Origin of the sequence: Nitrobacter sp., from assembly GCF_047149785.1 — a bacterium.
Taxonomy (GTDB): Bacteria; Pseudomonadota; Alphaproteobacteria; order Rhizobiales; family Xanthobacteraceae; genus Nitrobacter.
This window is the reverse complement of sequence record NZ_BAAGBE010000001.1, coordinates 2926176-2949035: the sequence shown is the minus strand read 5'-3', so window position 1 is coordinate 2949035 and position 22860 is coordinate 2926176. Positions and strand designations below refer to the sequence as shown.

The following is a 22860-nucleotide window of genomic DNA, read 5'->3' as shown; positions in this document are numbered from 1 at the left end:
GGCAAGAAGCCGCGGAATTAGGCGAACCATGGAGGGAGATCGGCGGCCTGTAGCGTGCCGCATTTACACTCATGCGCTGGCGGCACCCCGATGCCTATCCGGTTTTCACCCAGCGCTGGTCTTGCCGTTGGCGAGATCGACGATGAAGCCATTGGCGAGACGCACGCCGATAATCACGTCGTCCAATCGGTAGTTATTGTTGTTGCCTCTGAGGCGATAGCCTGCGTCCTCTACGACACGTACATCGAACCATTGATTAGGGTCGGTCTGGCCCCAGTATTTGCTACGTCGCTTGATGCGCGCTACGAGCTGCTGGTCCATCATGTCAGTCTCCGTTCGGGTGAAAACCGGATAGGCATGGTCGTTACCTCGTCATGACGAGGACGGGGCTTTGGCAGCGGTTTGACCGGCAGCACCGCGCCGCGCCTTTGCAAATCCTCGATCTGTTGCCACGAAGCGTTCCAGCATCGGCACGATCAGTTTCACCGGCTCTATCGGCGTCTGTCCCCCATCCGCGAGCAGACGCCCGTAAATCTCCAGATTCCTGAACAGCGGCGCCGGCAATTCGAGCGTCACTTTCACGGGCTTGTCGTTTTCGATGGGGCCGAGTTTCAGCTTGGTCATGGTCAGCCTCTATATGCTTCGAGGACCAAATCGCGCGTCACCACGATTCTGACCGGGAAGCCCGGCCGGATGGTCAGCGTCGGCGCAATCTGCAACTGGCGGCGCACGATCTGCTGGCCCGTATCGTTGATGGTGTCCTGGCCACCCCTGCGAATGGCGCGTAGCAAGCGGTCCTCGTCGTTGACGGCAAGCTCAGCGCCGAGGGCGAGCAAGGTGGACAGGCCGGCGGCCTTGGCGAGATCCCACCAGTGATAGTCGACGCCATCCTCGAGGCCGGCATAGCCTGCCGTGTCGGCGCCGGGCTGGCGCTCCAGCACGATGGAACGGCCATTGGGCAGGATCAGGCGATTCCAGACGAGCAGGACGCGGCGCTGCCCGAACTGCACGTTGTTGTCGTACTGGCCGATGATCCGCGTGCCCTGCGGCACGAGCAGGATACGTCCCGTGGGGCTGTCATAAATGTTTTCCGTCACCTGCGCCGTGATCTGACCCGGAAGGTCGGACCGGATGCCGGTGATCAGTGCTGCCGGAATGACCGCCCCCGCCTGGAGCACAAAGGGCGATGCGGGTGGCGTGACGCGATCCGACGACGTGGTGCGGCGATCGACGGCGGCGTTGAGGAAAGCGAGCTGCTTATCCTGCGCGGTTTGCTGGCCGGGCTGTCCCGTCAGGTCGAGTCCGGCAAGATTTGGCATGGTCGCGCTGCCTGATGCTGCGGCCGTGGCTGTATTGCCCGGCGCGGTCTGGAAGAAGACGCGACTGGTGCGCGCGGCCTCTTCCTCCGCGCGCCGGCGCTGTTCGGCTTCATCGACCGAGGGCGTCATGACGGTTGGCGGCACGACCAGCTGACCTCTGTTCTGTGCGTCGAGGATCGGACGGCCGAGGTCGCCAGGCAGCGGCGGACCAAGAACCGGGCCGGTATAGTCACGCGGCAAACCGGAGAGGCCATCGGCGGGTTGCCGGTTGGTGATGGAGTAAAGCTCCTTGCCGTCGTCGCCGGGCGTGCGTGTCTGAAGGGCGTAAATTAGCGCACCGCCGACGCCGATGGATGCGACAATGCCGATGCCGGCGAGCACCTTGCGCGACAGGCGGGTGACGCGGGGCGGTTCGGCACGAAGCCGCATCGGTGCGACCGCGTTCGTTTCATCATTCTCGCTCATGACGGCCTCCCGTCCGTGCGGACGATCCTGACGGTCTGCTGCTTGTCGCCACTGCCAAGCCGCAGCTCGGCCGCTCCGAACAGGCGGTCCACGATCAGGATGTTCCGGTAGATACGGCTGTTGACGATCTGCGCTTCGCCGTCCGGGCCGATCACGAAGATCGGCGGCATCTCGCCCTGCACAATGCCACGCGGAAACTCGACATAGACGCGGCGGCCGTCGTCGTAGATGGAGACGGGCTTCCATGGCGGATTGTCGCCGGTCAGGCCATAGCGGTAGTTGCGCGCAGCAATGGCCGGAATCACCGGCGTCTCGGGCACGCTTTGGCGCTGCCCGGCCGGCGGCTGCGGATAGGCCCAGGCCACCGCGGGCATGTAGGGTTTCTGGCCGGAGCGCAGCTCGAGCATGTAAGTGCGCCGGTCGGTGGTGATGACCAGGTTGGTGGTGAGGTCCGGCCGCGACGGCTTGACGAGCACATGAACGCGGCGGGTGACGCCCGATCCGCTTTCGGTGTCGCCGATGATCCAGCGCGCGGTGTCGCCCGCCGCGATCGGTCCCGCGCCAGTCAGGCTCTCGCCCGGCTCAAGAGCAATGTCGGTGATCTGGCCAGGCGCCGCATAGACTTGGTAGAGCGCGCCTTCGGACCACGGGTAAATCTGGATGGCGTTATAATAGCCCTCGCGGCGTGGCTGCACGCGCGCCGCCGCATTGGCGTTCTCAACGCGCGTGGTCGGCGCGCCGGCGGCCGTCCCGCCGCGCGCCGGCGTCCACGGCGGCGGGATATGCAGCGGCCTCAGTCGATCGTCGGTGACGGATGCAGGCACAGCCGGCAGCGGTGGCACATCGGCGTCGTAACTGATCTGCGGCGGCTTTTGTGGAATGGCACACCCGGCGAGCATCGTCCCGGACAACAGCAAAGCCGCGACTACGGATTTGCGGAGAGACGTAGTCTCACAGCCGGAAGCCCGCAGGGAGAGAAGCATCATCATTGGCTCATCTCCCGCGACCAGTTGATGGCGTTGACGTAGATTCCGAGCGGGTTGGCCTTTAGGCTGTCGGCGTCACGCGGCGGCTGGATGACGATGGTCAGGATCGCCGTCCAGCGCTCTGTCGTAGAGAGCTGCCCGCTCTCGTAACGGCGCTCGGTCCAGGCGACGCGGAAGCTGTCGGGTGACGCGCGAATGACGCTCGACACCTCGACGGCAACCTGTTGCTTGCCGACCTTCGCAAAGGGATCATTGGCGCGGGCGTAATCGTTGAGCGCCGCCGAACCGCGATCCGTGGTCCACTCGTAGGCGCGCAGCCAGTTCTGACGGACGATGATTGGATCGGCGGGGATCGAGCGGACCTGTTCGATGAATCGCGCCAGATGCCACGCCACCTGCGGATCGGTCGGCCGGTAGTCGGCCGTCGCGGGCGCGACCGCCTGGGCCTGGCCGAGATTGTCGACCTGAACCACCCACGGCACGACGATTCCGTGCGCCGACTGCCAGACAAGGGCGACGGCGAAGCCGGCCGACAGGATCAGCGATCCGAACGCCATGATGCGCCAGTTGCGGGCCTGCACACGGGCCGAGCCGATGCGCTCATCCCAGACCTGCGCCGCGCGCTGGTATGGTGTTTCGGGTTGGGGTGTCTTGCCGTAATGCGCGGCGGGTCGCTTGAAAAAGCTCATGTGCGATCACTTTCAGAGAGATTGACGGAAGAGCCGGAGCCGTGGCTGTCGCCGGAGCGGACGGCATGCGCGGTGGTCTGGACGGCGTGACCCATGTGTCCGCCGCGACGCATGCGCTGCGCCCAGGCCGGCGGCCCTTGTGCGGCCGACGCTGGAGACGCAGCGCCACCGGTGGCGCTGCCGCCGGCCGTGCCCATTGTCGAAGAGCCGCCGGTTGCGCCGAAGCCTGATTTCACACCGCTGGCGAAGCTGGTCTTGACGCTGGCGGCAGCACGGCGAAGCGGCGATGTCGCAGCACCTCCGGCCGCGCGCGCAACGCCGGCGAGACCTGACGCCACACCGGCCGCGCCGGATTGGCCGAGCGAGCCGAGGCTGTAGGCGGCCGAGGCTGCGCCCGCTGCCGTTGCCTCGCCACGCATGGCGGCCGCACCTGTCGAGAAAGCGGCTGCGCCACCTCTCGCGGCCAGCATCGCGCCGCCGCCAGCGGCAAGGGCAGCGCCGCCAACGGCAAGCCCGGTGCCGACCGCCGCGCCCGCGCCAAGCTGAGGACCGCCCGAGACGAGACCGTTGGCGATGCCGGGTCCGAAAATGCCGAGGCCGACGAGCGAGAGCGCGGCTAGCACGATAGCCATGGCGTCGTCGATCGACGGCGTTCGGCCGCCGAAACCTTGTGTGAACTGGCTGAACAGGGTCGAGCCGATGCCGATGACGACCGCGAGCACCAGCACCTTGATGCCGGAGGAAATGACGTTGCCAAGCACGCGCTCGGCCATGAAGGCGGTCTTGCCGAACAGGCCGAAGGGGATCAGCACGAAGCCGGCGAGCGTCGACAGTTTGAATTCGATCAGCGTCACGAAAAGCTGGATCGCCAGAATGAAGAAGGCGAGGATGACCAGCGCCCAGGCGAACAGTAGGCACGCGATCTGGATGAAGTTCTCAAAGAACGCCACCCAGCCCATCAGGTTGGAGATGGAGTCGAGCAATGGCCGGGCGGCGTCGAGCCCGGTTTGCGCCACCTTGCCGGGACGCATCAGATCCTGTGCGGAAAACCCGGTGCCGGAGGCTTTGAGGCCGAGGCCGGCAAAACTCTCGAAGACGATCTTCGCGAGATTGTTCCAGTTGCCGATGAGATAGGCGAAGACGCCGACAAACAGCGTCTTCTTCACCAATCTCGCCATGATGTCGTCGTCCGCGCCCCAGCTCCAGAACAGCGCGGCCAACGTCACGTCGATGACGATCAGCGTCGTGGCGATAAAAGCGACTTCGCCGCCGAGCAGGCCGAACCCGCTGTCGATATAGCGGGTGAAGGTGCCGAGGAAATTGTCGATGACGCCCGCGCCGCCCATGCGTCACCGCCCTTCGCTGGAGGACGGCGCGGGGGTCGGATGCAAGAAGCGGTCGCGGGTCTCGGCCCAGACACGCAGGCATTGCGCATCGTCGGCCGCCTTCTGCCCAAGCTGCTGGCACCGGCGCTGGCCCTCACGCAACGGATCGCGCTCCGGCTGGACGAGACGTGCCGGCGGCGCTGCCGGCGGTTCATCCTTACGGGTGATCTCGATCGCCGTTGCCGTAATGGCGACGGCGACGAACACGATTGCGCCGATCCGCGCCAGCAGCTTTCCGTCCATGGCGATGCTTTCCCCTTTGCCCGTCAGTTACCGGTGTTGAACATCTGCGCGTTGCCCGGCCTGTACCCGCTGCCGGGCATCAGGAAGCGGCGGCGCTGCTCGCGTCCCTGCGCCGCAGCGGCCGCGCGCTCGGCCTCGGTCAGCGCGCTCGCCCGGCCGTTGGCCGAGATCAGCGCGATCAGGTCGGAGAGCTGCTGCGACTGGAGGGCGAGGATCTGATTGCCGGCCTGCGTCGCCTGCAACGCGCCGGTCGCCCCCTGGCTCTGGCTGACGAGCGTCGACATCTGCATGCGATTGGTGTCGATGTTGCCGACGACACCCGCCTGCACGCGCATGGCGTCCTGCAAGCCGCCGACCGTGTTCTGCCAGCGCGAGTGCGCATCGGCGACGAGCTGCTGATCGGAGGCCGACAGCGAGACGTTGCCATATTTCTGCTGAAACGCCTGATCGATCTGCTGGACGTTGAAGGCTATATTCTGCGCCTGGTTCAGAAGCTGCTGCGTGCGCTGGACACTCTGCTGAATCTGCTGGAGCGCGGAATACGGCAGGCTCGCCAGGTTGCGGGCCTGATTGATGAGCATCTGCGCCTCGTTCTGAAGCGAGGTGATCTGATGGGTGATCTGCTCCAGCGACCGCGCGGCGGTCAGCACGTTCTGCGCATAGTTCGACGGATCGAACACGATGATGGCGTGAGCCGGCGTCGCCAGCATCGGCGCCAGCGCGAGAGGGGCGGACAACAGCGCGACGGCGAGCCGGCAGCTAAGGGAACGGCGCAGGTTCATGAGGACATCTCCTTGTTGGTGAGAGTGGGAATGAGATCGACGGCCCAGCTCACATCGCGAGCGGCGAGCCAGGCGGCGAGAAAGCCGTCGCGGCCGTGCTCGGCGACGATCTGCGCGATCAGCGCCTGGTCGGATTTGGAGGATGCGGCGCAGAGCGCGAGGCCGACTTCGGAGAGACCTAACTCGAACAGGCGGTTGCCGCGCCGAGATTGGCAGTAGTAGTCCCGCTTGGGCGTTGCCCGCGCGAGGATTTCGATCTGGCGGTCATTGAGGCCGAAGCGGCGATAGATCGCCGTGATCTGCGGTTCGATCGCGCGTTCGTTCGGCAGGAGAAGCCGCGTCGGGCAACTTTCGATGATGGCCGGCGCGATGGCCGAATTGTCGATGTCGCTCAGCGACTGTGTGGCGAAGATGACGGAGGCGTTCTTTTTCCTCAACGTCTTCAGCCATTCGCGGAGCTGGCCGGCGAATCCTTCGTCGTCCAGCGCAAGCCACCCTTCATCGATGATGAGAAGCGTCGGCCGCCCGTCGAGCCGGTCGCCGATGCGGTGGAACAGGTAGGCGAGCACGGCCGGCGCCGCACCCGTTCCGACAAGGCCCTCGATCTCGAACGCCTGCACGTCGGCCGAGCCAAGGTGTTCGGATTCCGCGTCGAGCAGCCGGCCATAGGGACCGCCGACGCAGAACGGACGCATGGCCTGCTTCAAGTCGTTCGACTGAAGCAGCACGCTCAGGCCGGTGATGGTGCGTTCCTCAACGGGCGCGGAGGCGAGTGAGGTCAGCGCCGTCCAGATGTACTCCTTGGCTTCCGGTGTGATCGGGACGCCTTCACGGATGAGGATCGCGACGATCCAGTCTGCCGCCCAGGCGCGCTCGTAGGTGTCATGGATATGCGCAAGCGGCTGGAGCGATACGGAGGCTTCCGAACCTTCGGTCAGCCCACCGCCAAGGTCGTGCCAGTCGCCGCCCACGGCGAGCGCGGCCGCCCGGATCGAGCCGCCGAAATCGAACGCGAAGACTTGCGCACGGACGTAGCGCCGGAATTGCAAGGCCATGAGCGCGAGCAGCACGGACTTGCCCGCGCCGGTGGGCCCGACAACGAGCGTGTGGCCGACATCCCCAACATGAAGAGAAAACCGGAACGGGGTTGAGCCTTCGGTCCTGCCATAGAGCAGCGCGGGTGCGTCGAAGTGCTCGTCCCGTTCCGGCCCCGCCCACACCGCCGACAGCGGTATCATGTGAGCGAGATTCAAAGTGCTGATGGGCGGCTGGCGGACGTTGGCATAGGCATGTCCCGGCAGCGAGCCGAGCCAGGCGTCCACCGCGTTGACCGTTTCGACCATGGCCGTGAAGTCGCGGCCCTGGATAACCTTCTCGACAAGGCGCAGCTTCTCGTCGGCAAGGCGCGGATCGGCGTCCCAGACCGTGATGGTGGCTGTGACGTAGGCCATGCGGGCGACATCCGCGCCGAGTTCTTGCAAGGCGATGTCGGCGTCGGCGGCCTTGTTGGCGGCATCCGTGTCCACGAGAACGGACGCCTCGTTGGTCATCACCTCTTTCAAAATCGCAGCAACGGACTTGCGCTTGGCGAACCACTGCCGCCTGATCTTTGTCAGCAGTTTCGTCGCGTCGGTCTTGTCGAGCAGGATCGCGCGCGTCGACCAGCGATACGGAAAGGCCAACCGGTTGAGATCATCCAGCAAGCCGGGCGTCGTCGCGGTCGGAAAGCCGACGATGGTGAGGATGCGCAGATGCTGATCGCCAAGCCGCGGCTCCAGCCCGCCGGTCAACGGCTGATCGGCCAGCAGCGCGTCTAGGTAGATCGGTGTTTCCGGCACGCGCACGCGATGGCGCCTGGTGGAGACGGTCGAGTGCAGGTAGGTCAGCGTCTCGCCGTCATCGAGCCAGGCGCATTCCGGCATGAAGCCGTCGAGCAGCGCCAGCACGCGCGCGGTGCGGTCGGTGAAGCCGCGCAGCAGTTCATGAGGATCGACGCCTGACCGCTCGCGTCCTTCGTAGAGCCAGGCTTCGGTGCGCGCGGCTTCTTCGGCCGGCGGCAGATAAAGGAAGGTCAGGAAATAGCTCGATACGAAATGCGCGCCTTCTTCCTCGAAGTCGGCCTTACGCTCGGCATCGACCAGCGCGGAGGCCGGATCGGGAAACGTGCTCTGCGGATAGGTCGCGGCCTCGTGCCGCTGTGCCTCCACGAAAATGCTCCACCCCGAGCCAAGGCGGCGGAACGCGTTGTTGATGCGGCCGGCGACCGCGACCAGCTCGGCCGCGACGGCGGAGTCGAGATCGGGGCCGCGAAAGCGCGCGCTGCGCTGGAGGCTGCCGTCCTTGTTGAGCACAACTCCTTCGTCGATAAGCGCGACCCAGGGCAGATAGTCGGCGAGGCGAGAAGCGGTGCGGTGATATTCGGCAAGGTTCATCATGGCCGCGCCCTCACACCGCGAGATGGCCGGGGATGCGCAGATGCCGCCGCCCCACTTCCACAAACAGCGGATCGCGCTTCGCCGCCCAGACCGCCGCGAAATGGCCGACGGCCCAGATGGCAAGCCCGACCAGCCACAGGCGCAGGCCGAGGCCCACGGCCCCGGCGAGGGTGCCGTTCAGGATCGCGATCGATCGCGGAGCGCCGCCGAGCATGATGTGTTCGGTCAAGGCGCGATGAACCGGGATCGAGAATCCCGGCACGGCGTCGAGCTGTTCGAAAGCGGTCGCCATCAGAGGAGCGCCCCGCCGCCGAACGAGAAGAACGACAGGAAGAACGAGCTGGCCGCAAACGCGATCGACAAGCCGAACACGATCTGGATCAGCCGGCGGAAGCCGCCCGACGTGTCACCGAAAGCCAGCGTCAGGCCAGTCACGATGATGATAATGACGGCGATAATCTTGGAGACCGGCCCCTCGATCGACTGGAGGATCTTTTGGAGTGGCTGTTCCCATGGCATCGACGAGCCGGACGCGTGGGCGGCCGGCGCGAACATGATGGTGATGGTGAGCGTGGTAGAGGTGGTCGCGATGGCGCGACAACCGCGCGAGAGCGTGCGGATCATGACGGGGCTCCTGTGTTCGCTGTAGCTGGGGTGATGCGGTAGTCGCCGTCCGGGCCGAGCCCTTCGACGCGGGCGAGTTCGGCGAGCCGGCGCGCTGAGCCGCGGCCCGAAAGCACGGCGACGAGATCGATGGTCTCCGCGATCAGCGCGCGCGGGACGGTGACGACGGCCTCTTGGATGAGCTGTTCGAGGCGGCGCAGCGCGCCGATGCTGGTGCCGGCGTGAATGGTGCCGATACCGCCGGGATGGCCGGTGCCCCATGCCTTGAGCAAATCGAGGGCTTCGGCGCCGCGCACCTCGCCGATCGGAATGCGGTCGGGGCGCAGCCGCAGCGAAGACCGCACCAGATCGGAGAGCGTCGCCACGCCATCCTTGGTGCGCATGGCGACGAGGTTGGGGGCCGTGCATTGCAGTTCGCGCGTGTCCTCGATGATGACGACGCGATCCGCGCCCTTCGCCACTTCGGCGAGCAGCGCATTGGTCAGGGTCGTCTTGCCGGTGCTGGTGCCGCCCGCGACGAGAATGTTCGACCGTGCCGCGACGGCAGCACGCAGAGTTGCCGCCTGATCGGCGGTCATGATGCCGGCGGTCACGTAGTCGTCGAGTGTGAATACCGCGACCGCTGGCTTGCGGATGGCGAAGGCAGGTGCGGCGACGACGGGCGGCAAGAGACCTTCAAATCGCTCGCCTGTTTCTGGCAGTTCAGCCGAGACGCGCGGGCTGCGTGGATGCACCTCCGTGCCGACGTGATGCGCGACCAGGCGCACGATGCGTTCGCCATCAGCGGGCGACATCATCTCGCCCGTGTCACTCAGCCCTTCGGAGAGCCGATCGATCCAGATGCGCCCGTCCGGGTTCAGCATCACTTCGACCACGGCCGGGTCTTCCAGAAACCGGGCGATGGCCGAACCGAGCGCGGTGCGCAGCATGCGCGCGCCGCGTGCGATCGCTTCCGGTTTGTGGTGTGTGGCAGTCATCGTGGCCCCGTTTCTTCTCGGGGCGCGACAGACGGTCCCCGCAACGGGGTCGATTAAAAGAGCCGGAAATCGGTCCGGTTCAACAAGTATCTAAGCGCGTGCGGGGATCGGCGGCTATCGGTGGCAAATAGGATGGGTCGAATATTCAGAGGCGATCCCTATCCGGCCCGGACTGATCTTGCGAGGGACTATCGCGAAGCGAATCGACATCGCGCGACAACTCTTTCAGGAACCTGTCTCCCGTCGCCAACCGCCGGCCGAGTGACTGCATGAAACCGTCGAATCGCTCCGCACCCTTCGCGCGGGCGGAGGCTTGCGCGCTCTCCGGCAGTGGCGGCGTGGCCGCGAGCCAGATGCGGATGAACAGCGAGACGGTCTCGCCCAGGATGGCGAGATCTTCGTCGAGCGTGTCGAGCTGGCGGCCGAGCTTGTCCATGCGCCGCGACAATGCCGCCTCCAGCTTCTCGGCCGAGTCCCCGGACAGGAAGGACGCAACAGCGGCCTCGATGATGGCGGATTTCGACGGTCACGGCAGCGGCCGGATTTCACTATCCCACGCGCATGGCCGTCATCAGGTTGACCAATGGCGATCTGGTCCTTTGGTCGCCAATCGCGCTTGCCGCCGATCTTCGCGCGGCGGTGGAGGCATTGGGCGCGGTGCGCTATTTGGTCCCTCCCAATTCCCTCCACCACACCTTTCTTGGCGACTGGCAGCGGGCCTATCCCGATGCCAAGGTTTATGCGCCACCCGGCCTGCGGGAGAAGCGTAAGGACATCAGATTCGATGGCGACTTTAGCGATAGCCCGATCGCGGCATGGGCGGGTGAGATCGATTTAGTCATCATGTGGGGCAATCGAATCACAACGGACGTCGTTTTCTTTCACCACGAAAGCGGGACGGTAATTTTCACCGATTTGATTCAGCAGTTCCCATCTGGGTGGTTTAAGGGCTGGCGCGCGCTTATTGCGCGGCTAGACCTAATGGTGGCCGGCGAACCTACGGTGCCTCGGAAGTTTCGCATCGCATTCACCAGCCGCCGCGCTGCTCGCGAGTCTCTCCGGAGCATTCTGGCGTGGCCTACGAGAAAGGTGCTGATCGCTCACGGCCTTCCAATCACCGATGACGGGCAGGCGTTCCTTCGTCGCGCTTTTCACTGGTTGGCAAATTGATTCCCTCTTTGGTTTCAACCAGACCTCCGGCTAGTGGCGGCAAGGGTGGATCGAATGCCGTCCCTGTTTATCGTCAAGCAGCCCGCATATGGGCTGGCGCGGCCAGCCGCATCAATGCTGAAACTCCGACGAAGCCACCGCCGACGATGCAGAAGATTTGCCGCCAGATTTCAGATGGCACAGCTTCCTTGGTGATGCCGTGGACCAGCGCGTAACCGGCCACGGCCGCCGGCGCGGCGAAGATCAGCGCCACGATCAGGCGCAGGATCGGTTGGCGCAGCGTGTCGAACAGAAGCGCCAGAATGCCGAAGGCTGCACCGGCTGCGACCAAGCCGACAAGACCCGCGCCGATGAGACCGGAGCCAGTGTGATAAGCGAATTGCGCCGCGCTCAAACCAAGCATGAAGGGGAGTGCATAGACAGCGAGCGTATAGGCCGCGACGCAAAGCATCGCGATCAGAACAACGCTCATTAGCATGACAGCGACCATTATTCTGCTCCTTCACGACTGGCGCGGATTGCCGTTGTTCGCTCCTTCCGTTGCGGACACACCTACGATGACAATCCGTGCGAGCTCTGTCGACCGCGAACATGGTTTGTCCTCGCGGCGGTCGAGGTCATCCGGCCGCGCGGTGAAGCCGCGCGGCCGCGATTTTCTCGAAAGGAAAGCCGGGACCGCTGACACGATCCCGGCTCGCCGTTGTCACTCTGCCGCGACGGGGAAGCTCTCGGCAGCCTCTGCTTCCGGCATACCCTCGGCCTCGGTGGTCGGGGCTTCCGGCTGCTCGTCGGTCAGCCACGCGGACCGCTCGGTGCGCAGCAAGGGCGGAAGCCAGCCGGTCCCGGCAAGAAGCTGCTCGGCGGCTTCGGCCATAGGCTGCTTCTTCATGCTGGCGAGGCGATCCGCCGCCTCATCGCTGACGGCTTCCCGCACAGCGGCAAGGATGTGCGCCTTGGTGACGCGGCCGAGATAGGTCCGCACCGTCGGCGTCCAATGCGCCGTCATGTCGAGCGCCAGCGCGCCCGCCAACTTGTCCGCCGTCTCAACGGCGCGAGGCTTGCGCTCCCAAGGCAGCTTCACCGCGTTGACGGTCTGCGAGGCGCAATGCGCGAACAGCGCCATGACGCTCGCATGGTCCAGCCCGGCGATGAAGCCCCACAGGTCCGCTACGTCGCGCGGCATGTCCGCCGCCCATCCCGCATGACGATCCGCAAGCGCCTTCGCCGCCGCCGTGTCCTCGATGCCGTCCGCATGGCTCGCAAGGTGCGCGCTGCTGGGGCGAATTTCGAGGCAATGGGCGTCGCCGCCGCGATAGAAGGTCTGCGCGGCGAGCGCGTGGGTGACAGCGATCAGGGCCATGTCCGGCTGCTCGCCAAGCGTGAGGCGAAGGCCAAGGGTGCGATGCGCGGTCAGATCGCGGACAAGAAGGTCCGACAGCGGCTTGCCGTCATCTTCCGCGTCCTCGTCTTCTGCGTCATGCGCGCCTGCATGGTCGCCATCCTCGATGATCTCGCCATCATCGTTGACGCGAACGCCGTCGATGGCGGTTTCGCCATCCTCGGCTTCCTCCGGCTCGGGCTTCTCGTCCTCGGCGCGGATGAAGCCTCGCTCGATGCGGGCTTCCCCGTCATGGTTCAGCACGACAAACACGCCACCGCGCGCGATCTCGTCGGGATCGTAGGCGTGGCGCAAGGCGTCGATGCGTTCGATCTCGGCCTCAAGCTCCCCGAAACGCTGGTCCACATCGTCGGGCAATTCCTCCGCGCCCTCGTATTCCGACGACAGGCGGTCATATCCCTCCTGCGCGGCGGCATAGGCTGCTTCGTCTTCCTCCGAAAGCTCTACCGGATGCGGATAAGTGCGGCGCATGCCGTTGCCATGCGGATAGTCGATATTGACCGAAACCCACTTCCATCCCTCGGCCTCCTGCACTTGCGCCCCGATCCGTTCCAGCTTCTCAATGACAAGCCGGTCGAGCAACGCGGCATCCTCATAGAAGCCGCCGCGATCCTCGGTGAACAGGTCGCGGATGATGTTGCCGCCTGCCTCGGCATAGGCTTCCGCACCGATAAAGATCGCGCGGCGGTCGGTCGCGGCCACATTCATCTTGGTCAGATCGCGCCGGATTTGCGAGGGATCGCGGTTATAGGAGAGATTGTCGTAAACCTCTTCCTGCCGCGCATGGTCCTCGGTAATGGCGAAGGCCATCAATTGGTCGAGGATTAAACCGCCGTCGCGATAGACCTGCATCAACTTCGGGCTGACAGCGCCGAGCCGAAGTCTCTGCCGCACGAACTGCGGCGTTCTACCAAAGCGCGCCCCGATTTCCTCCGCGCCCCATCCTCGTGTTTCCGCAAGCTCGCGGAAGCGTTCGAATTCATCGGCCGGATGAAGGTTTTCGCGGGTGACATTTTCGTCAAGGCTGATCTCGGCGGCGTCGTTCGCCGTGTCGATCACGCAGCGGATCGGTTCGGTCTTCTTGATCTCCTTGCGCTTCACGCGCAGAAGCTGCGCCAGCCTGCGGCCTTCGCCGACGCTGACGAGATAGCAGCCGGTCGGCTCACCGTCACCGTCACGCTCCGGCTCCACCACAAGATTTTGCAGCATCCCCTTGGCGGCAATGCTCGCGGCCTTCGTCTCGACAGACGCCTCGCTGTGCGGCGTCTTTCGGGCGTTCTTCGGGTGCTTCTTGAGCTTGTTGAGCGGGATGAAAACCGTTTCGCCATTCTCGATAACGGGAGCAGTTTTTGCATTCGTGGTCATGGTCTTTCTCCTATGGGCTTGGGTTGCAGCGCAGCGCTGCGCTGCAGCCCTGCCCGTCGGCGAGACCGGGGTAGCAGAGGGCAAGGGTGGCCGGGCGGAGGGGGATCACCCGGCCTGCACAAGCGGATTACTGCCGTGAGCAAGAAGGTGAGAGTGAGGCCGCGCGGAAGGTTGGGGATACCGCCCGGCCGCCCTTGCCCGCCGCGAGGGCGGAGCCCTTAGCGAGCTTGCCCGGCCAGAGCGGAGCGGAGGCCGGGCGCAAAGACCGGATCAGAATGGGAGGTGTGAGGAGACCCGGATCTATGGAATCCTGATCGCCGTTTCAGCTTCTGGCCGAACGGAATAGGATACGAATACTGTTGCGCTATTGGCGATGCGGCTATGCGATGACCGAAGACCGGAATCGAGAGATTTTGAGACGTCGCCGACATGGCGAGACTTTCTCCGCCATGGCGCGAGAATATGGTGTCTCCGTTCCCCGAGTGCGTCAGATCTTTGAGCGCGAGGAGAAGAAAGAACAGCGCCAGCAGGAGTTGGCCGAGGCCAACCGCCGTCCGGATCAGCCGAATCTCTTGCACCTGGAATGGCCCTTGCGCGCGATGCTCGCTGATTTTTGCGACAAGGCGGAGTTCACGCCAGATGACGTGGAGAAACGGGGCTTCTGGCGCAGCAATTTTTCCTGTGACAACGCAGCGTGGCGTGGCGTCGTGAAGTGGATGGCGCTAGCCGGCAAGGAGCCTGCTAAGCCGCCGTATAAATGGACGATTGAAGAGTGGCATGAGCATAACTTTGGCGGTGCAGGCAAGCGTCCGTGAGCCGGAGCGCCCCGCCCGGAGGCGGGGCGCGATAGCGGCATGTCAGTCAGTGACGATCATGCCGGCGCGGCGTGCCTGTTTTGCATACCAGCTCAAGGAGTGTTGGGCCGTGAAGGACAGATGGCGCTCGACCTCGTCGGCATCGGGCGACGGATAGGTCGCCGCTCTCTCCCTATTAATATATTCGCTCTAATTCACATTTATCGCAAATTTGAAGTGATACGACAATTGGCACTCGTTATCTCAATTGCATAAATTCGCATTTTTGGCTAAGTTTCGCTGATGGAGAAAAACACCCCCCATCTTCCCCAAGGTCGCGCGCAGCTTGTCCGCGTGCTGTCCGCGGCTGGCGATGTGATTCACGTCGATGATGTGGTGGCTGCTCTCCAACTTGACCGTACCGCCGCCGCCCAGCGTTTGTCGCGCTGGGTCGAGCAGGGATGGCTGAGCCGAGTGGGTCGAGGCGCCTATGTCGCGGCGTCAATCGATACGATGGGGTCGGATCGCGTCCTTGATGATCCATGGGTTCTTGTCCCCGCGCTCTTCGCGCCAGCCTATATCGGGGGACGCACCGCGGCCGAGCATTGGGACCTCACCGAACAAATCTTCAAAGACATCCTCGTGATGACCACACAGGCCGTGCGGCAGAAGCGCCAGGAGAGACACGGCACGCTGTTCTCATTGAAGCATATCGATGAGCGCAAGCTCTTTGGCACGAAGAGCGTCTGGCGCCATCAGACGCGTGTGCCCGTATCCGACGTGCACCGCACGATCATCGATATGTTGGATGACCCCGCGATCGGCGGCGGCATCCAGCACGTCGCCGATTGCCTTTCTGCCTACCTGCGCCGCAACGATCGCGACGATGAAAAGCTCATCGAGTACGCGGTGCGTCTGGCCAATGGCGCCGTTTTCAAGCGCCTGGGGTTTCTGGCAGAGCGCTCCCCCGAAGGGGCGGCGCTCGCGCGCCTTTGCGAACACCATCTCAGCGGCGGCCACGCTAAGCTCGACCCCGCCCAAGATGGGCCGCACGTTGTGACAAAGTGGCGACTGCGCGTGCCCCCGCGCTGGGCTCGCGAGGTAACGACATGATCGAAAAGCGCGAAATCCTCGCCATCGCCCAGCAGACATCTCTCACGCCACATGTCGTTGAGAAGGATTACGTCCTCGGGTGGATGCTCGCCGGCATCTACGGGCACGAGGACCTTGCAGAGAATTGGGTGTTCAAAGGCGGCACGTGCCTGAAGAAATGTTTCTTCGAGACCTATCGCTTTTCTGAAGATCTTGATTTCACGCTTATCAAACCCGAGCAACTCGACGCCGATTTTTTGAAGAGCACTTTTTCTGAAATCGGTGAATGGATCTACGAACAAACCGGCATCGAGATTCCGGCCGACAAGCAGGAGTTCGAGATCTATCGGAATCCGCGCGGACAAATCTCCTGCCAGGGAAAGATCAGCTATAAGGGGCCTGTCTCATCAACCCACGCGCTTCCGCGCATCAAACTCGACCTGACTGCTGATGAACGTGTCGTTCTACCGCCCGTCCGCGCGCAGATTTTCCATCCATACAGCGACGGTCCAGAAGACGGCATCGAGGTCCTGGCCTATGACTACGTCGAGGCCTTCGCCGAAAAATTCCGGGCGCTCGCAGAGCGGACGCGCCCACGTGACCTCTATGACGTCGTGCATCTCTACCGAAACGCTGAGGCGCGTCCCGACCCGCAGCACTTCATGGAAGTGCTGCGCGCAAAGTGTGAGTTCAAGGGTATCGGTATCCCGCGCATAGCAGACCTTGAGCCGCACCGCACCGATCTTGAAACCGGCTGGGTCCACATGCTGGAGCACCAGCTTCCGGCGCTCCTACCAGTTGCAACATTTTGGGACGCGCTCCCAGAAATCTTCGCCTGGCTTGGAGGCGCCGTCGCGCAGCCACTCGCGCCGATGCCTATCGGCGCTGGTGATGCACTCATTCGCGACCGTGTCATCGCTTTCCCCAGCGGCGGTCGAGGCCAGAGCTTCATTGAGATGATCCGCTTCGCTGCGGCTAACCGGCTCCTTGTGGAAATCGACTATCGCGACAAGCAGGGTAACCGCTCCACACGTGCGATCGAAGCCTACTCGCTCCGCCGTTCGCAGGCCGGGGACGTGCTGCTCATGGCAGTGCGCGCGGACAATGGCCAGCCGCGCAGCTACCTGGTCGATAGCATTCTTGGGGTCATAGCCACCCAAACGCCATTCGCACCGCGCTACCCGATAGAACTTACGCCATCTGGCCCTCAAAGCATTCCCCAGACCGCGAGTTCCGGCTCAGGAGCAACTTTCGGGCTGCGCCGTGCGCCAGTTATCCGGCGTTCGCCCGCTCGTAGGCCGACTAGAAGCTCGGGTTTCTCCGGTGCAAGTGGCCCGACTTACGTCTTCAAATGTTCAGTCTGCGGAAAGACGTTCAACAAGAAGAGCTACGACGCGACTTTGAACAAGCACAAGAACAACCGGACGGGCTACGAATGCTACGGCACGTTCGGCACGTACGTGAAAACGAAATACTAATTTGAGGGAAATAGTCACACGGTTGGGGCAACAGGGTGAGCAAAAAGTCAAACAAAACAGTACTGGAAACCATTCTCGACTGGTCGGTTGATCGTCCTTTTTGGCAGAGGGACGCCTTGCGCCGGATTGTGACCGGCGGAACTCCCAATGAAGCGGCTCTCAGCGATTTGCTCGCCCTCTGCAAGAAGGAACACGGCGCTGACGACATAGCGTTGGAGCCGTTGCCGCTCGAAGCCGGGCACTTGCCGGCAAGGCCAGTCGGCGGTGAATCGGTAGCGCTGGTCAGCCTCGGCGATATTGTCGTGCTTGTGGGGGTGAGTGCGATGGCTCGACAGGACGATAGGTTGGGGGCAAGGGCGCGGTCGGCCACAGGCTTCGCTGCAGGACGCGCTGGAATTCTCGGGCCTTCATCGAAACTGATTGGTGAGTCATTCCAAGGTATTATCTACGGCACAACAAGAAGCATTGCGGGGGGAGATGGGCGATGAAGGCATTCGAATTTGACCATCGCCTTATCGATTCCTACGCGCGTTTCTCGCGCTCCTTCAGCACCATTCGATCGGAAGACCTGAAGTCCGAGATCGATCGCCAGTATGATGCAGGGCGCTTCTGGCCCGACGCTTTATTGTCTATCAACCCTCGCTTCCTTCAAGGGCCGACAGTTGACGACTTGGTCGTCTCCGGCGATCTCGACGAGGCGACCGGCAAAATCTTCCGGTTCGGCCCGTCGCCTCTGCGGTTCCATCGCCACCAGGCCCAGTCCATCGCTAAAGCGCGGGCGGGCCAGAGTTTTGTGGTCACGACTGGAACGGGATCGGGTAAGTCGCTCTGCTTTTTCGTGCCGGTGGTTGACGCGATCATTCGTACGCGGAAGGCGGGCAAGGCGCGCAGAACCGGCGCCATCATCGTCTATCCGATGAATGCGCTGGCAAACAGCCAGATCAATGAGATCGAGAAATTCATCTCCCAATCCGGCCTGCCCTCCGAGATCAAGCCTGTTGTGCGGCGCTACACCGGCCAAGAGAGCCAGGAGGAACGGCAGCGGATCGCGGACAACCCGCCGGATATTCTGCTCACCAACTTCATGATGGCCGAGTTGCTCCTGACGAGGCAGGACAGCCTCGACACCAAGGTTATCGAGAACGCAAGCGGTCTGGACTTCATCGTTCTCGACGAGTTGCACACGTATCGCGGTCGCCAGGGCGCTGACGTCGCCATCCTCGTCCGACGTCTTCGCAATCGCTGCACACCCGGCAAGGCACCGATCTGCATCGGAACTTCGGCTACCATGGCTAGCGAAGGTTCCGGCACCAACCGCGCACAGGCCGTCGCGGACGTCGCGTCGCGTCTTTTCGGGACATCCATTGGACCAGAATCGGTCATCGACGAGTCGCTTGAACGGGCGACAGACGATCGGCTGAAGCTCGACGAGGTGAGGCCGAAACTCGCGCCCGTCCTAACGGATACGCTGCCGGACACGCTGACGGATGAGGTTCTCAGGAAGCACCCGTTGGCGGTCTGGACCGAATTGGCGATCGGTCTGGACGACGCACAGGAGCTCAAGCGCAAGAAGCCCATCCCCTTAGAGGAGGCCGTGGCACTCCTGTCAAAGGACAGCGGCGTAGAGGTCGAAACCTGCCGAAGAGGCCTCGAGGCATTCCTGACCCGCGTCAGCCTCCCGGAAACGGAGCGGGGCGGCTCTGGTACAGGTGCATTCCTGGCCTTCAAGCTCCACCAGTTCATCTCCGGCGCAGGCGAGGTTTTCACCACGCTGACCGGGAAGCCCAGAAACGTCCTGTTCGAGGGTCAGCTCGAAGATCCCAGCGCGCCGGGTCATCGTCTCTATCCGACCCGGTTCTGCCGGGAATGCGGACATGAGGTCCATGTCGTCGCCAGAACCGAGGACGCGGACGGCATCCACTTTCTGCCGAGGAACATTGACGATGCACCGCTCGATGATCAGGAGGAGGACGCTGCTGGCTATCTGATCCCTACGGGAGAGGGGGATACCGAATACGCCTTCACAGGGGAGATCGAGACCTACCCCGAAGATTGGCGCGAGGAGCGTAATGGCATCGAGCGGCTTCGGGCGAACAGGAAACGCCGGATGCCGCAGATGATCACGGTCGCTCCGGATGGACGGTACGACTCATCGGGAAAGAGCTTCTGGTTCATACCCGGCAAATATGGATTCTGCCCGTGCTGCCTCGATCAGCCGCACCCCAGCATGCGCGAACGCACCAAGCTTGCGGGCCTCTCGGGTGAAGGCCGCAGTTCGGCCACGACGCTGCTCGTTTCAACCGCGCTGGAGTGGATGAACGGGCGCAACAACGGCGTCCCCAAAGAGAAACGCAAGCTCCTCGGCTTCACCGACAACCGGCAGGACGCCGCGCTTCAGGCAGGCCACTTCAACGACTTTTTGTTCGTCAGCCTCCTGCGCGGCGCAATCCTCCGGGCCGTGCTTGACGCTGGTGACGATGGGATAGCCGAGGACGAATTCGGGCTGCGGGTCGTGAAGGCGCTCGGATTCACTGCGGCCAACAAGGATGCGCGCATCCACTGGATGCTGGACCCCGAGGCCGGCGCTGTGATCCGCGAAGACGCTCAGCGTTCCCTCGCAAAGGTTCTTGCCCATCGGCTCTGGACGGACCTGCGCCGGGGCTGGCGCTACACCAATCCAAGCCTCTCCGTTCTCAAGCTCATCGACGTCGCGTTCATTGGGCTCGATGCTATCGCCGAAGATACAGAGCGCCTCACGGCCGTCCTGCCAGACTTGGGGACGCTCGACGTGCCCAAGCGCAAGGAGATGTTCAAGAAGCTCCTGGGCGCCATGCTTGACGGCTTGGCCGTCGGGACGGAAGCGCTTGATCTGGCCGTCCTCGACACCGTCGCTCAGAAGTCCCGAAATCTCCTGCGCGCCCCTTGGGCCATCGATGCAAAGGAGATGCCCAGAAGCCGAACAACTCTGTTTCTGCAAGCGCCTGGTAAGGACCGCGTCGGGCTGCGGGAGGAACAGACGATCGTCAGGGCGGGTCACAATTCCCGTATCGCGCGCCTCATCAATCGCACCAGCGTTATGGGGACCAAACTGGGCAGAGCGGACTATCTGACGGTCATGACGGGCCTGATGGAACTCCTCGCCCGAGAGGGGCTCGTGTCGCGCGTCGATATAGAAGCGGATTTGCAGGGGTGGCGCTTGTCGCCGTCGGCCGTTCGTATTGTGCCCGGCGAAGCGATCCGAACAAGCACGGCGCTGGGAAACCGCTACTTTAATGATCTGTACAATGAGATCGCGGCCGATCTGAAGGCTGGGATGAGCAATTTTTGGGGACTCGAAGGCCGTGAGCATACGGCCCAAGTCTCTCAGAGACAGCGCGAATGGCGCGAATGGCGCTTCCGCTTCGAGAAGGAAGATCGGGAAAGCCTCGCCAGCAATGTCGCCGATCTCAAGGCGGCAGGAGAATCAGAGCAGTTTCTGCCTGCCCTGTTCTGTTCGCCGACCATGGAGCTTGGCGTCGACATCTCTGCGCTCAATGCCGTCTATCTGCGAAACGTGCCGCCAACACCGGCGAACTATGCACAACGCGCAGGTCGCGCCGGTCGCTCAGGACAGGCCGCCGTCATCGTGACCTATTGCGCCGCGCAATCGCCGCACGATCAGTATTTCTTCGAGCGACGCAATGAGATGGTGTCCGGCGTCGTCCGACCTCCAGCGCTCGACATCACCAATGAAGAACTCGTCCGCTCGCACCTGCATGCTGTATGGCTCGCGGAGGCGAAGCTCGCCCTGTCGCCCGATATTCCGGAAATCCTCGACCTGACGGAGACGGGCTACCCGCTGAAGCCGCAAATCCGCGACGTCATCAACCGGCCCGAGCTCGCGGCGGCGCATGCTCCGATGAAGCGGATTCTTGATCAGATTCTCGCTTCCGTGGATGGCCGGAAGCCGGTCTGGATGACCGAGCCAGACGAGTTCGTCACCCAGGTGGCCCAGCGTGCGCCTGTGGAATTCGATCGGGCCTTCGATCGCTGGCGGGAACTCTACAACTCGGCCCGCACGCAGCTGATGGAGGCCAATGCCCGTTCGGAGATCACGGGGCTCTCAGGCGCGGACCGTCGCCGGATCAAGGCCGCGCAGATGCAAGCCAGCGACCAGATCACCATTCTCGAGCAGGGCAAGGCCTCGAACGGCTCAGATTTTTACTCTTATCGCTACCTCGCAACGGAAGGCTTCCTGCCGGGCTACAATTTCCCCCGGCTGCCGCTCTATGCCTTCATACCCGGAGAGGGAAAAACAGGTTCGTTCCTCCAGCGCGCCCGTTTCCTGGCTATCTCGGAATTTGGTCCGCGCAGCCTGATCTATCACGAAGGTCGCGCCTACCGGGTCATGAAGGCGAAGCTGCCACCGGAAGTCAGGACCGGGGACGGATCGGAACTCGCTACCCGAGACATTTACATCTGCTCGAATTGCGGCGCCTGTCATGACAGCGAGGTCGAGCGCTGCCACGCCTGCAAGAGTCCGATGGCGGGCGAGGTTCCGGTGCAGCGGACGCTCAGGATCGACAACGTCGAGGCCGCGCCGGCCGAGCGGATCACCGCCAATGACGAAGAGCGCGTCCGGCAGGGCTTTGACATTCAGACCGTCTTTTCCTGGCCGAGACGGGACGGCCGGGCGCAGATCACCGAGGCCGACTTCCGCTGCGAGGATACATCGGTTTTCAACCTGCAATACGCCAACAGCGCAGAGATCAGCCGCATAAACAAAGGGCTGAAGCGGCGCGCCAATCAGACTGTTTTCGGCTTCCATATCGATCCGCGCAGCGGTTACTGGGCGAAGTCGAACGACGAAGATCCCGATGTCGATCCTCCGCCGGACGTCGTGAAGCCCGTTCGGATCGTCCCTATCGTCCGTGACCACAAGAATGCGCTGCTCTTCCGTTTCAGCGAGCCTGCGGCCTATGCGCCGGAGACGATTGCGACGGTTCAGCATGCCCTCTTGAGGGGCATTGAGGTCGTCTTCCAACTGGAAGAGGGCGAGGTTCTCGGTGAGCCGTTGCCCGCCCGCGATAACCGTCGCGCCATTCTGGCCTATGAAGCCACCGAGGGCGGCGCCGGTGTGTTGAGCCGTCTGATCGAGGATCCGCAGGCGCTCGGCAAGGTCGCGCGCGAAACGCTGACCCTGATGCACTTCGACAAGGTCGATGAAGCGATCACAGCGGGCAACGCCACACTGCTCGTCAGCCGCGACGGAGAGGCCTGTGTTCGCGGGTGCTATCGTTGCTTGCTCTCCTATTTCAATCAGCCCGATCACGAGTTGATTGACCGGACGAGCGATGAAGCGAAGCAGATGCTGGTCGATCTGGCGCGCGGGCAGGTAGTGCATACCGCAGCGCCGGGTCTGTCGACCGAAGATGGAGGGTGGGCAAACGCTTTCAAGGATGCGGGGCTTCCGCATCCGGATGGCTCCCCCGTCAGCTTTTCGGATCAGGAGATGAGCTTCTCCTGGCGCAGCCACTTCGTCGCCGCTTGTGTCTCACCATTGACCGAGGCAACGCGCCAGGAGGCGGAAACCAAAGGCTGGACACTGTTTGAATTGCCGGAAGTCGTCACTGCGGGTGTGCCCGACGCGATGCTCTCGATGTTCGGGGAATGATCCG

At 63.4% G+C, this 22860-nt stretch carries 21 protein-coding genes and 1 pseudogene; 6 read left to right on the top strand and 16 right to left on the bottom strand.

Annotated elements, in window-relative coordinates; translation table 11 throughout:
• Nucleotides 1-105 precede the first annotated feature (105 nt).
• From ACMDCM_RS13745 to ACMDCM_RS13685, 13 genes and pseudogenes are all read right to left on the bottom strand, one after another.
• Nucleotides 106-324, bottom strand: coding sequence for a hypothetical protein (locus ACMDCM_RS13745; protein ID WP_412774077.1), 219 nt, complete (start codon nt 322-324; stop codon nt 106-108).
• A 48-nt stretch (nt 325-372) separates the two neighbouring features.
• The gene (locus ACMDCM_RS13740) at nt 373-624 is read right to left on the bottom strand and encodes a DUF2274 domain-containing protein (RefSeq protein WP_412774076.1); all 252 of its coding nucleotides are present in this window, start codon (nt 622-624) and stop codon (nt 373-375) included.
• A 2-nt stretch (nt 625-626) separates the two neighbouring features.
• Nucleotides 627-1784, bottom strand: coding sequence for a TraB/TrbI/VirB10 family type IV secretion system protein (locus ACMDCM_RS13735; RefSeq protein WP_412774075.1), 1158 nt, complete (start codon nt 1782-1784; stop codon nt 627-629).
• Entirely contained in the window at nt 1781-2767 is a 987-nt protein-coding gene (gene trbG / locus ACMDCM_RS13730) for a P-type conjugative transfer protein TrbG (protein WP_412774755.1), read from the bottom strand. Before trbG ends, ACMDCM_RS13735 begins: the two co-directional genes overlap by 4 nt.
• Nucleotides 2768-2769: 2 nt before the next feature.
• Nucleotides 2770-3459, bottom strand: a complete 690-nt coding sequence (gene trbF / locus ACMDCM_RS13725) for a conjugal transfer protein TrbF (protein WP_412774074.1) — start codon at nt 3457-3459, stop codon at nt 2770-2772.
• The gene (trbL, locus tag ACMDCM_RS13720) at nt 3456-4805 is read right to left on the bottom strand and encodes a P-type conjugative transfer protein TrbL (protein WP_412774073.1); all 1350 of its coding nucleotides are present in this window, start codon (nt 4803-4805) and stop codon (nt 3456-3458) included. Before trbL ends, trbF begins: the two co-directional genes overlap by 4 nt.
• 3 nt (nt 4806-4808) lie before the next feature.
• Nucleotides 4809-5087: a putative entry exclusion protein TrbK-alt gene (gene trbK-alt, locus ACMDCM_RS13715; RefSeq protein ID WP_412774072.1), complete on the bottom strand. Its 279-nt coding sequence runs from the start codon at nt 5085-5087 to the stop codon at nt 4809-4811.
• 23 nt (nt 5088-5110) lie between these two features.
• On the bottom strand, nt 5111-5869 hold the full coding sequence (trbJ, locus tag ACMDCM_RS13710) for a P-type conjugative transfer protein TrbJ (protein ID WP_412774071.1): 759 nt from the start codon (nt 5867-5869) through the stop codon (nt 5111-5113).
• The gene (trbE, locus tag ACMDCM_RS13705) at nt 5866-8304 is read right to left on the bottom strand and encodes a conjugal transfer protein TrbE (protein ID WP_412774070.1); all 2439 of its coding nucleotides are present in this window, start codon (nt 8302-8304) and stop codon (nt 5866-5868) included. The genes trbJ and trbE overlap by 4 nt, the downstream gene beginning before the upstream one ends.
• Before the next feature lie 10 nt (nt 8305-8314).
• A complete protein-coding gene (locus tag ACMDCM_RS13700; protein WP_412774069.1) occupies nt 8315-8596 on the bottom strand; it encodes a VirB3 family type IV secretion system protein in 282 nt (93 codons plus the stop codon).
• Nucleotides 8596-8928: a TrbC/VirB2 family type IV secretion system protein gene (locus tag ACMDCM_RS13695; protein ID WP_412774068.1), complete on the bottom strand. Its 333-nt coding sequence runs from the start codon at nt 8926-8928 to the stop codon at nt 8596-8598. The genes ACMDCM_RS13700 and ACMDCM_RS13695 overlap by 1 nt, the downstream gene beginning before the upstream one ends.
• Nucleotides 8925-9905 (bottom strand): P-type conjugative transfer ATPase TrbB, encoded by a 981-nt coding sequence (gene trbB / locus ACMDCM_RS13690; protein ID WP_412774067.1) that lies wholly within the window; start codon nt 9903-9905, stop codon nt 8925-8927. The genes ACMDCM_RS13695 and trbB overlap by 4 nt, the downstream gene beginning before the upstream one ends.
• Before the next feature lie 145 nt (nt 9906-10050).
• Nucleotides 10051-10428: pseudogene (locus ACMDCM_RS13685) on the bottom strand (CopG family transcriptional regulator); the annotation flags it as partial.
• On the opposite strand from ACMDCM_RS13685, the gene ACMDCM_RS13680 reads away from it, so the two are divergent.
• On the top strand, nt 10422-11075 hold the full coding sequence (locus tag ACMDCM_RS13680; RefSeq protein WP_412774754.1) for a DUF4336 domain-containing protein: 654 nt from the start codon (nt 10422-10424) through the stop codon (nt 11073-11075). The pseudogene ACMDCM_RS13685 and the gene ACMDCM_RS13680 sit on opposite strands and share 7 nt — an antisense overlap.
• 73 nt (nt 11076-11148) lie before the next feature.
• Here the strand turns inward: ACMDCM_RS13680 and ACMDCM_RS13675 are convergent, their stop codons facing one another.
• Nucleotides 11149-11565 carry a hypothetical protein gene (locus ACMDCM_RS13675; protein ID WP_412774066.1) on the bottom strand — a complete coding sequence of 139 codons (417 nt, stop codon included), beginning with the start codon at nt 11563-11565 and terminating at the stop codon, nt 11149-11151.
• A 213-nt stretch (nt 11566-11778) separates the two neighbouring features.
• Nucleotides 11779-13839: a ParB/RepB/Spo0J family partition protein gene (locus ACMDCM_RS13670; RefSeq protein ID WP_412774065.1), complete on the bottom strand. Its 2061-nt coding sequence runs from the start codon at nt 13837-13839 to the stop codon at nt 11779-11781.
• Between the two features lie 386 nt (nt 13840-14225).
• On the opposite strand from ACMDCM_RS13670, the gene ACMDCM_RS13665 reads away from it, so the two are divergent.
• Nucleotides 14226-14654: a hypothetical protein gene (locus ACMDCM_RS13665; protein WP_412774064.1), complete on the top strand. Its 429-nt coding sequence runs from the start codon at nt 14226-14228 to the stop codon at nt 14652-14654.
• A gap of 42 nt (nt 14655-14696) precedes the next feature.
• On the opposite strand, the gene ACMDCM_RS13660 is transcribed toward ACMDCM_RS13665, so the two are convergent.
• A complete protein-coding gene (locus ACMDCM_RS13660; protein WP_412774753.1) occupies nt 14697-14834 on the bottom strand; it encodes a DUF2958 domain-containing protein in 138 nt (45 codons plus the stop codon).
• A gap of 102 nt (nt 14835-14936) precedes the next feature.
• Between ACMDCM_RS13660 and ACMDCM_RS13655 the strand changes: the two genes are divergently transcribed.
• Genes ACMDCM_RS13655 through ACMDCM_RS13640 form a run of 4 tightly spaced genes read left to right on the top strand, consistent with a single transcriptional unit; the run spans nt 14937 to nt 22856 of the window.
• Nucleotides 14937-15746, top strand: a complete 810-nt coding sequence (locus tag ACMDCM_RS13655; protein WP_412774063.1) for a type IV toxin-antitoxin system AbiEi family antitoxin domain-containing protein — start codon at nt 14937-14939, stop codon at nt 15744-15746.
• Nucleotides 15743-17203, top strand: a complete 1461-nt coding sequence (locus tag ACMDCM_RS13650; RefSeq protein ID WP_412774062.1) for a nucleotidyl transferase AbiEii/AbiGii toxin family protein — start codon at nt 15743-15745, stop codon at nt 17201-17203. The genes ACMDCM_RS13655 and ACMDCM_RS13650 overlap by 4 nt, the downstream gene beginning before the upstream one ends.
• A gap of 35 nt (nt 17204-17238) precedes the next feature.
• Entirely contained in the window at nt 17239-17691 is a 453-nt protein-coding gene (locus ACMDCM_RS13645; RefSeq protein ID WP_412774061.1) for a hypothetical protein, read from the top strand.
• Nucleotides 17688-22856, top strand: a complete 5169-nt coding sequence (locus tag ACMDCM_RS13640) for a DEAD/DEAH box helicase (protein WP_412774060.1) — start codon at nt 17688-17690, stop codon at nt 22854-22856. The genes ACMDCM_RS13645 and ACMDCM_RS13640 overlap by 4 nt, the downstream gene beginning before the upstream one ends.
• Nucleotides 22857-22860 lie beyond the last annotated feature (4 nt).